General features: G+C 62.5%; 14 protein-coding genes. 2 read left to right on the forward strand and 12 right to left on the reverse strand.

Annotated elements, in window-relative coordinates:
- Positions 1–4: 4 nt before the first annotated feature.
- The 5 genes from B0H98_RS14370 to B0H98_RS14390 form a co-directional block, all read right to left on the reverse strand.
- Positions 5–1,408 carry an MFS transporter gene (locus B0H98_RS14370; protein ID WP_106375754.1) on the reverse strand — a complete coding sequence of 468 codons (1,404 nt, stop codon included), beginning with the start codon at positions 1,406–1,408 and terminating at the stop codon, positions 5–7.
- A gap of 101 nt (positions 1,409–1,509) precedes the next feature.
- Positions 1,510–1,896 (reverse strand): hypothetical protein, encoded by a 387-nt coding sequence (locus tag B0H98_RS14375; RefSeq protein ID WP_106375755.1) that lies wholly within the window; start codon positions 1,894–1,896, stop codon positions 1,510–1,512.
- A gap of 90 nt (positions 1,897–1,986) precedes the next feature.
- Positions 1,987–3,498 (reverse strand): lysine--tRNA ligase, encoded by a 1,512-nt coding sequence (lysS, locus tag B0H98_RS14380; protein WP_106375756.1) that lies wholly within the window; start codon positions 3,496–3,498, stop codon positions 1,987–1,989.
- Positions 3,499–3,531: 33 nt separating this feature from the next.
- A protein-coding gene (gene prfB, locus B0H98_RS14385) for a peptide chain release factor 2 (protein ID WP_106375757.1) occupies positions 3,532–4,630 on the reverse strand; the annotation gives its coding sequence in 2 pieces (ribosomal slippage) (positions 3,532–4,554 and positions 4,556–4,630; 1,098 coding nt in all).
- 236 nt (positions 4,631–4,866) lie between these two features.
- The gene (locus tag B0H98_RS14390) at positions 4,867–6,222 is read right to left on the reverse strand and encodes an OmpP1/FadL family transporter (RefSeq protein WP_106375758.1); all 1,356 of its coding nucleotides are present in this window, start codon (positions 6,220–6,222) and stop codon (positions 4,867–4,869) included.
- Between the two features lie 286 nt (positions 6,223–6,508).
- On the opposite strand from B0H98_RS14390, the gene B0H98_RS14395 reads away from it, so the two are divergent.
- Positions 6,509–6,937 (forward strand): MerR family transcriptional regulator, encoded by a 429-nt coding sequence (locus B0H98_RS14395; protein ID WP_106375759.1) that lies wholly within the window; start codon positions 6,509–6,511, stop codon positions 6,935–6,937.
- Entirely contained in the window at positions 6,934–9,453 is a 2,520-nt protein-coding gene (locus B0H98_RS14400) for a heavy metal translocating P-type ATPase (RefSeq protein ID WP_106375760.1), read from the forward strand. The genes B0H98_RS14395 and B0H98_RS14400 overlap by 4 nt, the downstream gene beginning before the upstream one ends.
- 64 nt (positions 9,454–9,517) lie before the next feature.
- Here B0H98_RS14400 and B0H98_RS14405 read toward each other — a convergent pair whose 3' ends face one another.
- The 7 genes from B0H98_RS14405 to rplS form a co-directional block, all read right to left on the reverse strand.
- On the reverse strand, positions 9,518–10,135 hold the full coding sequence (locus tag B0H98_RS14405) for a YitT family protein (RefSeq protein ID WP_106375761.1): 618 nt from the start codon (positions 10,133–10,135) through the stop codon (positions 9,518–9,520).
- 43 nt (positions 10,136–10,178) lie between these two features.
- Positions 10,179–11,966, reverse strand: a complete 1,788-nt coding sequence (locus B0H98_RS14410; protein ID WP_244183187.1) for a single-stranded-DNA-specific exonuclease RecJ — start codon at positions 11,964–11,966, stop codon at positions 10,179–10,181.
- Positions 11,967–11,981: 15 nt separating this feature from the next.
- The gene (thrC, locus tag B0H98_RS14415) at positions 11,982–13,370 is read right to left on the reverse strand and encodes a threonine synthase (RefSeq protein WP_106375763.1); all 1,389 of its coding nucleotides are present in this window, start codon (positions 13,368–13,370) and stop codon (positions 11,982–11,984) included.
- A gap of 6 nt (positions 13,371–13,376) precedes the next feature.
- Positions 13,377–14,693, reverse strand: coding sequence for a homoserine dehydrogenase (locus tag B0H98_RS14420; protein WP_106375764.1), 1,317 nt, complete (start codon positions 14,691–14,693; stop codon positions 13,377–13,379).
- A gap of 126 nt (positions 14,694–14,819) precedes the next feature.
- Entirely contained in the window at positions 14,820–15,611 is a 792-nt protein-coding gene (locus B0H98_RS14425) for a DsbC family protein (protein WP_106375765.1), read from the reverse strand.
- A complete protein-coding gene (gene xerD, locus B0H98_RS14430; protein WP_106375766.1) occupies positions 15,586–16,467 on the reverse strand; it encodes a site-specific tyrosine recombinase XerD in 882 nt (293 codons plus the stop codon). The genes B0H98_RS14425 and xerD overlap by 26 nt, the downstream gene beginning before the upstream one ends.
- A 147-nt stretch (positions 16,468–16,614) precedes the next feature.
- Positions 16,615–16,971 carry a 50S ribosomal protein L19 gene (gene rplS / locus B0H98_RS14435; RefSeq protein WP_106375767.1) on the reverse strand — a complete coding sequence of 119 codons (357 nt, stop codon included), beginning with the start codon at positions 16,969–16,971 and terminating at the stop codon, positions 16,615–16,617.
- Positions 16,972–16,982 lie beyond the last annotated feature (11 nt).

Here is a 16,982-nt window from a genome sequence, read left to right on the forward strand (position 1 = left end):
GCGCTTACTTGCCGCCAGACGATGCCCGGCGTTCAACAAGCGCGCGTCTTGCAAGCGGCATTCTGGAAAGACTGGCCAGCAGCGCAAGCCCGGATGTGGCCGCCCCCAGCCACAGCGTGACCTGAACCGCCAGGCCAAGCGCCAGAGCCGCCCCGACCAGCGCCACGCCAATCGATTGGCCGACGGTACGTACGGTACTCATCACCCCGGACACGTTGGCGCTGCGCTCAGCGGGCAGGCTACTCATCATTTCCCGGTTGTTGGGCGGCTGGAACAGGCCAAAGCCGATCCCGCACAGCGCCGTGCGCCACAGGCTTTCAGCCACGCCCATGGATTCATCCACCAGCGCCAGAGCCACCAGGCCCACAATCAAGAACCCAAGCCCGACACTGGATAAAACGCTTGGGTTGATACGATCAGCAAGCCGCCCGGCAAGCGGGCCTACCAGCATGATGGCGAGTGGCCAGGGAGTAAACAGCCAGGCGGTTTCCAGGGGCGTAAAGCCCATCTGCTCCTGGTAGAAAAACGACAGCGCCACGAAGGTCAGGCCCTGGCCGATAAACGCAAGCCCGGAGGCGGAAACGGCCAGGGTAAAGCGCTTTTCGGCAAATACGCTAAGCGGCAGCAGCGGATAGGGCGCGCGGCGCTGGCGGGCAATGAAGCCTGCGCCGCTGGCAACCGACAGCGTCACCCAGGCACCCGCCTGCCAAAACGGTGCAGCGTGCCCCACAGTATCCATGGCCAGAAAGAAGCTTGCCAGCATCAGCATGGAAAGCAGCGCCCCCAGAACATCGAAGCTTCCCAGGCGAGGCTTGTCGCGGGGCAGCGCACGGTGGGCAAGCCACAGCGAGCAAAGCCCGAGCGGCAGGTTGAGCGCAAACAGCCACGGCCAGTTCACAAAGGATAAAATCACGCCGCTCAGCGTAGGCCCGGCTGCATAGCCGCCCGCGACCACCAGTGCACTCAATCCCAGAGCGCTGCCCAGCAGGCGCGAAGGGAAGATTGCCCGGTACAGTGAAGGTCCGATGGAGAGCGTGGCCGCCGCGCCCAGCCCCTGCAGGGCGCGAAACGCCAGCAGCACCTCCAGATGACGGGAAAGTGCGGCGCCCAGCGCTCCCAGCATGAACGTGGTCAGTCCGAACAGATAGATACGCCGTCGGGTCGCAAGCTCGCTGATACCGGCGAACACCAGCAGAAAGGCCGCGCACACCACCTGGAACATGTTGGTGATCCATACCGCCCGCGCCGGGGAGGCGTCCAAGTCGGCGGCGATGGTGGGCAGGGCCAGGTTGATCATGGTGGTGTCGACCACCGCCATCAGTGTACCGGTGATCAGCGCCAGCACGGCCAGGGCGCGTTTTGGCCCGGGCAGGCCATCGTCACCGGGACGGGTTTCAAACAGTCGCATGGGCGGGGTTGTTCCTGAACGAAACGGCTAACACGTTAAAACCGGCCTGGGCCGGTTTTAACGTTTACAAGTGCTTTGACATCATGCCGAAGCGCTACGCGCTATTCCTGCTCGCTATCCAGCAGAAGCGCGTCATCCACATCGGAGATTTCCAGCGCCGTTTCGTCATCCAGATCGATGGCCAGATAGCTGTGCTCGACGCGTAGAAAGTGCTGAAACAGTGCCCAGTCAATCGAGTCCGGCCACTGGCGCTCGTCCTCTTCCCAGGCGCGAAGCTCGGTTTCGAGGATCTCGACATGGCGGTCGCGCACGAAGGTTTCGAGCGCTTCCGGGGTGTCCATTTCAGGAATCAGGTAAATGGTACTTTCACGTTCGACGTCGTCCAGTGTCAGGTCGTCGTCTCCCATGGTGGGTTCCAGCGCATTGATCCAGTCCACGAAGGGCTGGGTCGGCCTGACGCTCAGAGCGGAGCGGTTAAGCAGTTTCATGGGATTCTCCTCGCCGTCGAAACGTTGACCATTATGGGCGCTAAAACGCGCCCTTACCAACTTTTACTCTACCTCTTTCGATATGGGGCGTTACTCCACTTCCGGGCGCATGGCCGGGAACAGCAGCACATCGCGAATCGAGGCGCTGTCGGTAAACAGCATCACCAGCCGGTCGATACCGATGCCCTCGCCCGCCGTGGGTGGCATGCCGTACTCGAGTGCCCGCACGTAGTCGGCATCATAGTACATGGCTTCCAGGTCGCCGGCGTCCTTCTCGGCGGCCTGCTCGCGGAAGCGCTCGGCCTGATCTTCGGCATCGTTGAGCTCCGAGAAGCCGTTGGCGATTTCGCGCCCGCCGACAAAGAACTCGAAGCGGTCGGTAACGAACGGATTGGCATCGTTGCGCCGCGCCAGCGGGCTGACCTCGGCCGGGTATTCGGTGATGAAAGTCGGCTGGTCGAGCTTGTGCTCGGCCACTTCTTCGAAGATTTCCGTCTGAACCTTGCCAAGCCCCCAGCTCTCCTTGACCTTGATACCAAGCTTCTGGGCGGTGGCGCGCGCCGCCTCGAGGCTATCCAGATCCGCCTCAACAATGCCGTCACCATGATCCAGAATCGACTGCTTGAGCGTGAGGCGCCTGAACGGCTGGCCGAAGTCGTAGCTTGCGCCCTGGTACTCAAGCGTCGTGGTGCCCAGCACTTCCTCGGCGGCCGTGCGCAGCATCGCCTCGGTCATGTCCATCAGGTCATTGTAATCAGCGTAGGCCCAGTAGAACTCGACCATGGTGAATTCAGGGTTGTGGCGCGTGGAAAGCCCTTCATTGCGGAAGTTGCGGTTGATCTCGAAGACCTTCTCGAAACCACCCACCACCAGGCGCTTGAGGTAAAGCTCCGGGGCGATACGCAGATACATGTCCATGCCCAGCGCATTGTGATGGGTCACGAACGGACGCGCCGTGGCCCCGCCAGGAATCGCCTGAAGCATCGGCGTTTCCACTTCCATGAAGCCACGGGTTTCAAAGAAACGTCGCATGGAGCTGATCACAGCGGCCCGCGTCTCGAACGCCTTGCGCGACTGCGGGTTCATGATCAGGTCCACGTAGCGCTGGCGATAGCGTGCTTCCTGATCGGTCAGGCCGTGGAACTTGTCCGGGAGCGGGCGCAGGCTCTTGGTCAGAAGCTGGGCATCGATCATCATCACGTACAGATCGCCCTTGCCGGATTTATGCACCGGGCCGCGGGCGGCAACGATATCGCCGATATCCCAGCCCTTGACGTCTTCGAGCACGGCTTCCGGCAGGCCTTTCTTGTCCACGTAGAGCTGGATCTGGCCGGCCACGTCCTGAATCACGATGAACGGGCCGCGCTTTCGCATGATGCGCCCGGCCACCGAGACGTGATGGTCAAGCGTCTCGAGCTCGGCCTTGTCCTTGTCGCCGAACTGCTCCTGCAGCTCGACGGTCAGGCTATCGCGGCGAAAGTCGTTCGGAAAAGCGCTCTTTCCTTGCGCTGCTGCCAGCTCACGACGCGCGGTGAGCTTGGCGCGACGCTCGGCGATAAGATGGTTTTCGTTGTCCGGAGAAGACGCGTCTTGATTGGCCATGGGGCACCCTATTCATGTTCGAACGCTGAAAGATTACAGACCCTGCTTGAGACTGGCGACGATGAACTGATCCAGATCGCCGTCGAGTACCTTGTCGCAGTTGCTGGACTGGACGCCGGTGCGCAGATCCTTGATGCGCTGGTCATCGAGCACGTAGGAGCGAATCTGACTGCCCCAGCCGATATCGGCCTTGGAGTCTTCCGCTTCCTGCTTGGCCGCGTTGCGTTTTTGCATCTCGTGCTCCCAGAGCTTCGCCTTCAGCTGCTTCATGGCGAAATCCCGGTTGGCGTGCTGGCTGCGCTGGTTCTGGCAGGCCACGACGATGCCGGTGGGCTCGTGGGTGATCCGCACCGCCGAGTCGGTGGTGTTGACGTGCTGACCGCCGGCGCCGCTGGAGCGGTAGGTATCCACGCGCAGATCCGAGGGGTTGATCTCGACTTCGAAGCTGTCATCGATCTCCGGGGAGAGAAACACCGAAGCAAACGAGGTGTGACGCCGGCCGCCGGAGTCGAACGGGCTCTTGCGCACCAGGCGATGAACGCCGGTTTCAGTACGCAGCCAGCCAAAGGCGTGATCGCCCTGCACGTGGATCGACGCCGACTTGATACCCGCCACTTCGCCAGCGGACGCTTCAATGATCTCGGCCTTGAAACCGTGACTTTCCGCCCAGCGCAGGTACATGCGCAGAAGGATATTGGCCCAATCCTGGGCTTCGGTGCCGCCGGAGCCGGACTGAATATCCAGATAGGCGTTGTTTTCGTCCATCTCGCCGGAGAACATGCGGCGAAACTCGAGCTTCTCGAGGGAGGCCTGCATGCCGTCGAGCTCGCGCTTCACTTCCTCGACCGTGCCCTCGTCCTCTTCCATCTCGGCAAGTTCCAGAAGATCGCGGCTGTCGCCGAGCCCCTGGTCCAGCTCATCGATGGTGGCCACGATAGCCTCAAGGGAGGAGCGCTCCTTGCCCAGCTTCTGGGCGTAGTCCGGGTCGTTCCAGACATTCGGGTCTTCAAGCTCGCGGGAGACTTCTTCTAGCCGATCCTTCTTCTCGGCATAGTCAAAGATACCCCCTAAGAACATCTGTCCGCTCAGACAGGTCCTTGATCTGGTTGTGAATCGGGTTGGTTTCCAACATGGGTCGCCCTAGCCTTGGTCAGTGCCGCACGGTTCAAAAGAGAGACGCGCCGCTGGGGTGACCAGGCTTGATGACGAAGCCCGCACCCCAGCGGCGAAATTCCAGACGCGTATTGTAACGAAACCCCGCGCTCCCCGCACCCACCACGCGTAGGGCCTCAACGCATGAACCCGGCGAAAGCCGGGTTCATGAAGATGTCTTGATCAACGCGCAAGCGCTTTTCGCGCAGCTCGCGCCTAGAAGCGGTAGGTCAGCTGGGCACCAAAGCCATGGGCTTCGTTCTTGTAGTCAGCCGCGTAGGTGGCGCCACCGACAGGACGACCGCCGGTGGCCGCGCTTGCCAGCAGGTCGCTACGCTCCTGCTCGACCTGGGTGCTACGCTCGGTCAGGTAAGAGTAGGCGAAATCGAGCGTCAGATCCGGCGTCGGGCTCCAGCCAGCGCCAATCGAGAAGATGCGCCGGTCGTCGGAAGGAATCCGCACGCTGCGGTGCTCATCGTTGGTTGGCGTGTAGTCCAGGGTAACGCCGGCACGCAAGGCCAGGGAAGGCGTCAGCTGATATTCGCCGCCGGTCGCAAAAGCCCAGGCGTTGGAGTACTCCTGCTGCTCGTCGGTAATGTTACCCAGCTGATCGCCGATTACGCGGATCTCGTCGAAGTGGCTCCAGCGTACCCAGGAGGTGCCGAACATCAGCTTCAAGCGATCGGTCATCTGCTGGGTCAGCGAGAAGTTGACCGTTTCCGGCGTGGTCAGCTTCAGGCTCGCGCTGTCGTCGGCACGCACTACGTTACCCGCCGGGTCGCGCGCCACGAAGCTGCCTTCCAGGGTGTAATCGACCTTCGAACGGTAGGTCAAGCCGAACGTGGTTTCCGGCACGGGCTGATAGATCACCCCGAGGTTATAGCCCCACGCATCATCATCGCCTTCGACTCGCGAATCGATATCGGTGGCGGGATTGAAGCCGGCGCCTGAGGGCAGTTTGCGGCGCAGCTCACCATCCACCTTGTTGTAGGTAACGCCGGCACCCACGGCCCACTGATCATTCAGGCGGTAGGAGACCGTCGGCTGGGCGGAAACCACCTTGACCTCGGTATAGTCACCAAAGTAACGACCCTGAAAGTCGTTTTCATACTCGGTCTTGGATCCAAACGGCGCGTAAACCCCGAAGCCGAAGGCCAGACGATCCGTGACCGGCTGAGCATAGAAGGCAAACGGTATCAGCGTGCCGGGCACCATATCGCCCTCGTTGCCCCCGGGAATGGCGCCTACCGGCACCTGCACGCCCGCGGGTGCACCGCCAGTTGCCACGCCGGCATCCAGCGTGCGGTTAGCCCGGACGTTGTCGATATCAGTATTGACGTTCAGGTAAGTGCCACCCGCGGTTACCTGGGCGCGGTCAAGAAACGACATGCCCGCCGGGTTGCCGTAAACGATAGTGGCATCGTTCACGTTGGAGCTGCGGCCCGCGTGCCCGTAACCCTGGCCGCTGACACTCTGCTCGTTGACCTGATAGCCACCGGCATTGGCGTGGCTTGTGAAGACAGCTGCCGAAACCGCAGCTGCCAGCGTGAGCTTGTTGAATTTATTATTCATGGTCGGCCTCTTGTCCCATTGATCCCGCGGATAGGTGCACCCGCCTGCGATATTTTTATAGCGTGATCCCACCCTGCAGTTTTCGCCCAATGTGGCCTGGGGTTCAAGAGGCAAACGGGCGTTTTATTTTGTTTTTTGCTTATACATTAGTCGCACGAACGTTTTAAAACGTTGTTTTGATCGTATTAAGTCTTTTTTGGGACATCTGACATTATCTCGCTTGACCTGTGTGTAACCCATAGGTTTTACACTGAGGGCATTGCAAACGGCTATACGGGAGAGCGCGATGAAAGTCAGTGAGCTTGCCAAACACGGCGACGTGACCGCAGAAACAGTGCGCCACTACACCCGCGAGGGGCTGCTTTCCCCGAAGCGTCATCCGGATAACGGCTACCAGCTATATTCCAGCGCGGATCTCGAGCGGCTGCACTTCATACAGCGGGCACGCAAGCTCGGCTTCAGCGTCAGCGAAATACGCGACATTCTGCTTCACGCCGACCACGGCGACTCGCCCTGCCCGCTGGTACGCGACCTGCTGGCCAGCCGTTTACCGCAGATCCGCGCACGCATCGAAGAGCTTGAAGCCTTGGCCCAGCGCATGGAACAGGCGCTCGAAAGTTGGCAACACATGCCTGACGGCACGCCGGATGGGCACAGCCTGTGCCGCCTGATCGAAAGCTTTCCCGATGACGCATCTTCCAGGGAGGCGTTATGAGTACCGCCCACGATTCCCGCCACCTGCTCACGCGTACCGTCGGCAAAATGAGCTGCCAGGGCTGCGTCAAGCGCATGCGCGAGGCCATTCAGGCAGACGACCCGACGGCCGAGGTCACCGGCACCCCCGCCGAAAAACGCCTGGAGGTGGCCACCTCGCTGAGCGAGTCGGCGCTGGATGAGGCGCTGGCCAGAGCGGGTTATCCGGCAGATGTCGCCAGCCCAGCGCTAGCGACGCCAGAGGAACCCGCCGCGCTACCGGCAAGCCCGGCACCAGCCGCCAGCGCGTCCTCTGTGCGCCTGGCCATCAGCGGCATGACCTGCGCGGGCTGTGTCAAAAGCGTCCAGAGTGCTCTTGAGCAGACTCAAGGCGTGGCGTCGGCCAGCGTCAATTTCGCCACTCACATCGCCCAGGTGTCGGGCAGCGCCGAGCCGCAGGCGCTGATCGACGCCGTGGCCAGCGCCGGTTACCACGCCGAGCCGATCGTGGACATGCGTGAGGCCGAGCGCGTGCGCGCCGAGCAGGACGCCACTACCTACAAAAAGCGACTCAGAGGCAGCGCCGCCTCGCTGGCACTTGCGGTACCACTGATGCTCAGCATGTTTATCTACCACCCGCACCCGATGGGCACAGGGCGGCTTTACTGGCTGGCCGTGGGCCTTCTGACGCTTGGCGTGCTGGCCTTTCCGGGGCGCCACTTCTTCGTCAACGCCTGGCAGAGCCTCAAGCGCCACCAGGCCAACATGGATACGCTGGTGGCCATGGGCACGGGCACCGCGTGGCTCTACTCCATGGCGGTGGTGGCATTTGCGCCCTGGCTGCCGGAGGCGGCTCAGGGTATCTATTTCGAAGCCGCGGCCATGGTGATCGGGCTTATCCTGCTGGGCAACGCTCTGGAGCTTCGCGCCCGGGGGCGTACCAGCAATGCCCTGAAACGCCTGCTCGATCTACAAAGCCGTACGGCGCGGGTAATCCGGGACGGCGTCGAGCAGGAGATCGACGTGGACGAGGTGCGCGCAGGCGACCATATCCGCGTACGTCCCGGCGAGCGCCTTCCCGTGGATGGGGAGGTAACCGAGGGCCAGAGCCATATCGATGAATCGATGCTGACCGGCGAGCCGCTGCCGATCGCCAAGTGTCGTGGCGATGAGGTCAGCGCAGGCACCGTGAACGGCAAGGGGGGGCTTGTGTATCGCGCCACTCGCGTGGGCCACGATACCCGCCTTGGCCAGATCACCGAACAGGTGGCCAGCGCCCAGAACTCCCGCCCGCCAATCGGCGAGCTGGCCGACAAGGTCTCCGGCGTGTTCGTGCCTGCGGTGATGATCATCGCCGTACTGGCCGCACTCGTGTGGTTCAACCTCGGCCCCGAGCCGCGCATCATCCATATGCTGGTAGCGGCGACCACCGTGCTGATCATCGCCTGCCCCTGCGCGCTCGGTCTGGCGACGCCCATTTCCACCATGATCGGCGTGGGCAAGGCAGCCGAGCAGGGTGTGCTGGTCAGAAGCGGCGAGGCGCTGCAAACCGCCAGCCGGCTGACCACGCTGGTGGTGGATAAAACCGGCACGCTCACCGAAGGCAAGCCCAGCGTCACCGATGCCCATGTGTTCGGCGTCGAGCCTGCCACCGCCCTGGGCTGGGTGCACGCCCTCGAGCGCAGCTCTGAACATCCGCTGGCCTCGGCGCTGGTGAACTACGCCGAGCAGCACGGCGCCGTGACGCGCGAGATTAGCGATTTCGACAGCGTGACCGGTGGCGGCGTAAAAGCTCACACCCGCGATGGAAAAGCGCTGCTGCTGGGCAACGCACGCCTGCTGGAAGCGGCCGGCGTGGATCTCGCAGCCGCCAGGCAGCAGACGCAGACGCTCGAGGAGCAGGCGCGCACCCTGGTGTACCTGGCGCTGGATGGCGAGCTGATCGCTCTGTTCGGGATCAGCGACGCGCTGCGCGCGGACGCCGCCGCGGCAGTCAAGCGCCTGCAGGAAGATGGCCTGAACGTGATCATGCTGACCGGCGATAACGCGCGCACCGCCGCCGCCATTGCCCGAGAGGTAGGGATTACCACTTTCAAGGCGGGGCTGACGCCGGATGACAAGCACGCGGAGATCGAGCGCCTGCAACAGGCGGGAGACGTTGTCGGCATGGTGGGCGACGGCATCAACGATGCCCCGGCGCTGGCCCGCGCCAACGTCGGTTTTGCCATTGGCCAAGGAACCGATATCGCCATCGAGAGCGCGGGCATGACGCTGATGCGCGGCTCGCTGCACGGGGTGGCGTCGGCGATTGAAATAAGCCGCGCCACGCTTGCCAATATCAAGCAGAACCTGGCAGGCGCCTTTGGCTACAACGTGCTGTGCATTCCCATCGCTGCTGGGCTTCTCTACCCGCTGACCGGCATGCTGCTGTCACCGATCATCGCCGGGGTTGCCATGTCGCTCTCCTCCATCACCGTGGTCAGTAACGCCAATCGCCTGCGGCTATGGCAACCCACCCAACAGGAGAAAACCCCATGAGCCTACTGGTGAACGCGGCCGGGCTTGGCTTGATCGCCCTGGTCGTATGGTGGTTCTGGCTGAGCTAGCTGACGCCGATATAGCGCCCCGGCTTGTGATTGAGCGCGATGATCAGGTTGAGCGTGAGCGCCCCCAGCACCGAGTAGCCGACTCGGTCAAGCGGCAGCTGGGTAAGTGCGAGCAGCAATATCAGCCCGTCGATGCCCAGCTGCACGTAGCCGGCGCGCAGGCCGTGGCGGTCCTGCAGATAGAGCGCCAGAATGTTGATGCCCCCGAGGCTTGTACGGTGGCGAAACAGCATCAGCATGCCGATACCCATCAGCGCCCCACCCATCAGCGCTGCATACAGCGCCGGCACGCGCTCGAAGACCACCCAGCTCTGGGTCAATTCAGAAAACAGCGACACCAGACCAATGGCGGCAAAGGTGCGCAGCGTAAAGCTCCACCCCATGCGCTTGATCGCCAGGTAGTAAAACGGCAGGTTGATGGTAAAGAACCAGAACCCGAACCCCCACTGCGTGACGTAATTGAGCAGCAGTGCCAGGCCCGCCGTACTGCCGGTCAGCAGCACCGCCTGGGTATAGAAGGTGATGCCGAGTGCAACAAACAGCGTGCCCAGCAGCATGGCCATGACATCTTCGTAGGGGCGATGCGGGTCCTTGGGTAACGCTTCCACACGCATGGGACGTCCTTACTCGGGTGATCGAACCTGTAGAGAACCGGGGCTAGACGGCACGGGCATGCTCGACCATCAGCTGCAGCGACTCACGCCCCCGCCAGCGGTTGCGGTTGAGCTTGTAGGCACAGTGCAGCGTATCGCCGATGGCGAACGCGGGCAGCTCGCCGGGGGTCAGCGCACGAAACCAGATGGCCTTGCAAGTGATGGCGCCCATGGAGAGTTCGAGCATCAGGTGGGCGCCGTCGGCCCCCACCGGACGCAGCGCTTCGACAATAAAGCGCCCCTCGAACAGCGGCGGATCAAACTCCCGGCCGTACGGGCCCAGCGCGTCGATCTCCTCAAGCGTGGCAAGCGAGAGCTGCGCGGTAGAAAGCTCGCCGTCGGTCCAGAGGCGCGGGTAAAGCTCGCGACCTTCCAACTGCTCGGCGACCGCCCGGAGAAAGGCCTGCTTGAACGCATCCAATTGCTCGCGCGGTACGCCCACTCCGGCCGCGCCATCGTGCCCGCCAAAGCGCGGTAGCGCCTCCGGCGCCAGCTCAAAGGTGCGCTGTAGCGCATCACGCAGGTGCAGCCCGTCAATCGAGCGGCCCGAGCCGGTCAGCATATCGGGCGCAGCCGCCCGGGTGAGCACCAGCGCCGGCCGGCCGTAGGCCTGCACCAGGCGCGATGCCACGATCCCCTGAACACCGGGGTGACCATCTTCAAGCAGCACCACTACCGCCGGTTCGTCCGCCGCCAGCGCGCCGGCGGCAAGTGCCTTCGCCTCTTCGGCCATATCGGCCTCGATGGCCTTGCGCGACTGGTTATCCTGATCGAGCACTTCCAGCTGGCGGTTGGCAACGCCATCGCTTTCAGCAAGCATGAAGTGCAGGGCGGCGTAAGGGTCATCCAGCCGCGAACGGGCGTTGATACGCGGCCCCATCTGAAAGGCCAGGGTTTCAGCGTTGAACGGCACACTGTCGGCGCCGAGCCGCGCCGCCATGGCCCGCCAGCAGGCGGCATCCATGCGATTGATCAGCGTCAACCCGTGGCTCACCACCGCGCGGTTGGCGGGGCTTCCGCCCAGCGACACGCAGTCCGCCACGGTGCCCAGCGCAACGTAAGAGAGCCAGGGCGAAAGCTTGGGTGTGGCGCTGGGCAATGCGCCCCACTCCACCAATACGCCACGTGCCAGGGACATCAGAAGCCAGGCAACCATGCACCCGGCAATGGTCTTGTCCGGGTAGCCACAATCCGGGCGGGTCGGGTTGACGCAGGCATAGGCCGACTCAGGCGGACCTTCCAGCGGCAGTGCGTGGTGATCGCTGACCACCACGTCGATGCCCGCCGCCTTCATGCGTGCAATGCGCGGCTCGTCAGAGCTTCCGCAGTCGGCAGTAATCACCAGCGTGGGAAACGGCTTGAGCGCCAGCGTGCGCTCGACCAGCGGCAGGCTGATGCCGTAGCCGTCGTTGATTCGATGACCAATCAGGCTGTGAAGCCGATGTTCGGGCACGCCGAAAAGCTCCACCAGCGTACGCCGAATCACCACGTGGGAGGTGATGCCGTCCACATCGTAGTCGGTCAGAATGCCGATGGATTCACCCTCGGCCACCGCCTGGGCGATACGCTCGGCAGCGCGGCGGCCGTCGGCGAGCTTTTCCGGGTGAGCCAGATAGCGCAGGCTGGGGGTTACCAGCGGCGCCAGCTCACCTTCATAGCCAGGCAGGCGTGAGGCCAGCAGCCGCGCCTGAAGCTCGCTCAGGCCTTCTGACTGGGCACGCGCGTAGACAGCCTCGTCCAGGGGACGAGGCTCCAGCCTGGGCTGGGTGGAGTGCTGAGAAACATCAGGCAAAGCGGCTATCCTGGGTTAACGGCGGTTATCCGCAACAAACTGCTGTACGGCACTTAGCTCGGCGGGCAGCACCGTGTAGCGCTCTTCGCGCTCCAGCAGATCATCCATATGGGTAGGCAGCGGCACGCCCTGGAACCCGGCCTTCACCACGGCCTCGGCGAACTTGGCAGGATGCGCGGTGGCCAGCGTGATCATCGGCGTGGATTGATCGATGCGAGCGCGCTCGGCAGCCCGGTAGCCGGTGGCGGTGTGCGGGTCGAGCATCTCGCCGGTGCGGTGATGCGCTTCACGAATGACGTCGAGAATGGTCGCGTCATCCACGCTGTAGCTTGAAAACTTCTCGCGCAGCCTTTCAAGGGGTGCCTCGGCAAGCGCTGTCGGTTCTTGCTGAAAGCGCTCCAGGAGTGCGGCCACAGCGGCACCATCACGCTCGTAGGCGTCAAACAGCAGGCGCTCGAAGTTCGACGACACCACGATATCCATGGACGGCGCGAGCGTTGCCTCAAGCTCCTTTTTCGAGAAGTCGTTGGCGGCAAGCGTCCGGTGGAGAATATCGTTGGCGTTGGTGGCGATGATGAACTGCTTCACCGGCAGCCCCATCCTGTATGCCATGTAGCCGGCAAACACGTTGCCGAAGTTGGCCGACGGCACACAGAAGCTGACCTGACGATGCGGCGCGCCAAGCGCCACACCGGCGGCCACGTAGTAGACGATCTGGGCCATGATGCGTGCCCAGTTGATCGAGTTGACCGCGACCAGGCGCGTGCCGTTCAGGAAGTCCTGGTCGGCGAAGCTTGCCTTGACCATCGCCTGGGCGTCGTCGAAATTGCCTTCGATGGCGATATTGAAGACGTTATCGGCCAGCACCGACGTCATCTGGCGCCGCTGCACCTCGGATACCCGCTTATGCGGATGCAGAATGAAGATATCCAGGTTGTCACAGTGGCGGCAGCCCTCAATCGCCGCCGAGCCGGTGTCACCGGAGGTCGCGCCCATGATCACCGCGCGCTCGCCGCGCTTTTTCAAGAAGTGATCGAGCAGACGCCCCAGAAGCTGCAGCGCCACGTCCTTGAACGCCAGCGTCGGGCCGTGGAACTGTTCGAGCAGAAAGTGGTTGGCGTCGAGCTGCTTGAGCGGCACCACCGCATCGTGACTGAAGGTGGCATAGGCCTCGGTCACGAGGGTGCGAAACGTCTCGTCGTCGATCTCGCCATTGACGAACGGCTTCATCACCCGAAAGGCGATCTCGGCGTAGGAGAGCCCGGCCATGTCGGCCAGGTCCTCTTTGGACAGCGCAGGGATCTCTTCGGGCACGTAGAGGCCGCCGTCGCTGGCCATGCCGGTAAGTACCACTTCCTCAAAGGAGAGCGCGGGCGCCTGCCCACGCGTACTGATATAGCGCATATCGGGTTACTCCCCTTCGCTCAGGCTTTCCACACGGATACGCGTGACGGGCCCGGCGATATCGGCCATGGCTTCGATTTCGCGAATGGCTTCGTTCATCTGCTTCTCCTTGGTACGGTGAGTCAGCAAAATGATCGGCACCAGCTCGCCTTCGGTCGCCTCTTTTTGAATCAGTGCTTCAATCGAGATGCCCTGCTCGGCAAGAATCGTCGCGACACGCGCAAGCACGCCGGGGCGGTCCACCGCCAGAAGGCGCAGGTAGTAGGCCGTGGTGATGTCTTCCATCGGCATGATCGGCAGCTGGCTGACATCTTCGTCGATGCCGCTGAACGCCAGGTAAGGCACGCGGTAGTGATGGTCGGTGGAGATATCCCGGGCCACGTCGAGCAGATCTGCCACCACGGCAGAAGCCGTGGGTTCGGCACCCGCACCGGCGCCGTAGTAGAGCGTCGGGCCAACGGCATCTCCCATGACGGCGATGGCGTTCTTCACGCCGTGCACGTTGGCAAGCAAACGCTCCTTGGGAATCAGGGTGGGGTGAACGCGCAGTTCAAGGCCCTGGTCGGTGCGCTTGGAAATGCCCAGATGCTTGATGATGTAGCCCAGATTATCGGCCTGCTCGACGTCCTCGGCGGTAATCCGTGAAATGCCTTCGGTGAAGGCTTTTTCGAACTGCAGCGGCACGCCGTAGGCAATCGAGGCCAGGATGGTCAGCTTGTGGGCGGCGTCGATACCTTCCACGTCAAAGGTGGGGTCAGCTTCGGCGTAGCCCAGCGCCTGCGCTTCGGCGAGCACGTCTTCAAAGGCCCGGCCTTCGTCGCGCATATGGGTCAGGATATAGTTGCCGGTGCCGTTGATGATACCGGCTACCCACTCGATACGGTTGGCACCCAGGCCTTCACGCAGCGACTTGATGACCGGGATACCGCCGGCAACAGCGGCTTCGAATGCAACGATCACGCCCTTTTCATGGGCGGCCTTGAAGATTTCATTGCCGTGTACCGCAATCAGCGCCTTGTTGGCAGTCACCACGTGCTTGCCGTTGGCAATCGCGGTGAGCACCAGCTCGCGAGCCATGTCGTAGCCGCCGATCAATTCGACCAGAACATCCACGTTGGGGTTGGTGGCCACTTCGAACACGTCGGTGGTGGCATTGATACCGGTAATGTCGCAGTCGGGGTGAATACTGCGGTGAGCGACCTGCTCAATCACAATGGGACGGCCTGCACGACGTGCAATATCGTCTGCGTTGCGGGTCAGCACATTGAAGGTGCCGCCGCCGACCGTACCTAGCCCACAAATGCCTACTCTTACCGGTTTCAAAATACATCCCCTTTCGTGGTGGGCGCGCCTCGCGCCCGATCTTAAATTCAGTGTTCCAGCGTCACCGCCACTTGGCGGTGTTGTCTATCGGGTGGCACTTGTCGAGCGTGCCTTGTTGAATCGCGCTTACGCGTCGTCCAAGCCTAACATGGCAGCCAGCCTTTCTGGCGGTACATAACCCGGCACCAGCTGGCCATCGGGCAAAATAATCGCCGGCGTGCCCTGAACGCCTAGCGCCATGCCCAGATTATACTGCTCGGCGACCGGGTTATCGCAATCCGCCGGGCCGGTCAGCGGCTGACGCTGCTGGGCACGGGTCATGGCTTCGCTGGGGTTATCCGAACACCACGCCTGCTGCATCGAGGTGGCGGCGGCGCTGTCAAGGCCTGCCCGCGGGAACGCCAGGTAGTGTACCGCAATGCCGCGCTCGTTAAGCTCGGGCACGGCTTCATGCAGGCGCTCACAGTAGGGGCAGGTCGGGTCGGTAAACACCACCACCGTCGCCTTGGGCTCCTCTACCCCGCGGTAAACCACGCGCTCGGACTCCGGTACGCTGGCAAGCGCCGCCACGCGCTCCTGGTTCTTGGCCTGCTCGGTCAGGTTGACCAGGCCGGTATCGGTATTCTCGAAAAGATCGCCCACCAGGAAATGGCTGCCGTCGGCATTGGAGTAGAACGACTCCCCGCTCTCCAGGCGCACGTGGTAGATGCCGTCCATCGGCGTGGCGCTTACCTGCTCCACCGGCATCGCCTGGCCGTTGACGCTGAGCGACTCGCGCAGCTGGTCTGCCGTGGCATCGGCATGGGCGGTGAAAGGTAAAACGCTGGCCACGGCGAGCGTGAGTAAGGCAGAGCGTAAAGCGGGAGTAACCGTACGTTGACGCATTCTTTCTTCAACCTCGCGGATGATGTTCAGCATGCAGATTTTCCAAGCGCGCTTGGGCAACATGCGTATAAATTTGGGTCGTGGATAGATCGCTATGGCCTAACAGCAGCTGTACGACCCGTAAATTGGCCCCATGATTCAATAAATGTGTCGCAAATGCATGGCGCAGCGTGTGCGGCGACAGCGGGCGTGAGATACCGGCAGTGATGGCATGAGCCTTTATACGGTGCCAGAAGGTCTGCCGAGTCATGGCCTTATCACTGCGGCCCGGAAACAACGCTGGCTTCGTCGGGTCGCTCATCAGCGCCACGCGTGCCGTGGCCATGTAGTGGGCCAGCCAGTCCGCGGCCTCTTCGCCCATGGGCACCAGGCGGTCTTTATCGCCCTTGCCGCGCACCCGCACCACATTCTGGCGCAGATTGACCGCGTCCCCGGTCAGCGAGACAAGCTCCGAGACGCGCAGCCCGCAGGCGTAAAGCAGCTCCAGCATGGTGCGGTCGCGCACGCCAAGCGGTGTGGCGGTGTCCGGTGCCAGCAAAAGGCGCTCGACCTCGTCTTCATCCAGCGTATTGGGCAGCCCGGGCGTTACCCGCGGCAGCTTCACTTCGGCAAGCGGGTCGCTTTGCACATGGCCCTGCAGGCGCGCCCAGCGGTAGAAACTGCGCAGCGTGGACAGCAGCCGGGCATTGCTGCGCAGCTGATAGCCCTGTTCGCGGCGCGCCTCGAACCAGGCAGCCAGCCGTTCAGGTGCCGGGGTGAGCAGATCCTCACCGTGGCCCTCCAGATGCTGCTGCCAGGCGGTGAGATCGCGCCGATAGGCCGCTAACGTATGATCACTGGCCCCCTGCTCCAGCCATAGAGCGTCCAAAAAAGCATCCATCATGCTCATACGTTAGCCGCCCCAGAATAGTTTTTACCGTCTCGCAATAGTGGTCAGACACATAAACAAAACCCCGCCCCGCAAAGCGGTGACGGGGTCCTGGTATCCGGGCGCCACGCGTGTTCAGCCACCGCGTACGCCCGAGAAAAGTGGCGCTTAGGCCAGCTTTTCCTTGATACGCGCTGACTTGCCGCTGCGCTCGCGCAGGTAGTACAGCTTGGCTTGACGCACGTCACCACGACGCTTGACTTCAAGAGAGTCAACCAGCGGGCTGTAGGTCTGGAAGGTACGCTCGACACCCACACCGTGAGAAATCTTGCGCACGGTGAAAGCGGAGTTCAGGCCACGGTTACGCTTGCCGATAACCACACCTTCGAAGGCCTGCAGACGCTCGCGGGTGCCTTCCTTGACTTTAACCTGAACGACGATGGTGTCGCCGGGAGCAAAAGAAGGGATCTCTTTACCCATCTGCTCGTTTTCGATCGCCTGGATCACCTTGTTCTTGCTGCTCATCTTCATGCTCC

The organism is Vreelandella songnenensis (assembly GCF_003002925.1).
Taxonomy (GTDB): Bacteria; Pseudomonadota; Gammaproteobacteria; order Pseudomonadales; family Halomonadaceae; genus Vreelandella; species Vreelandella songnenensis.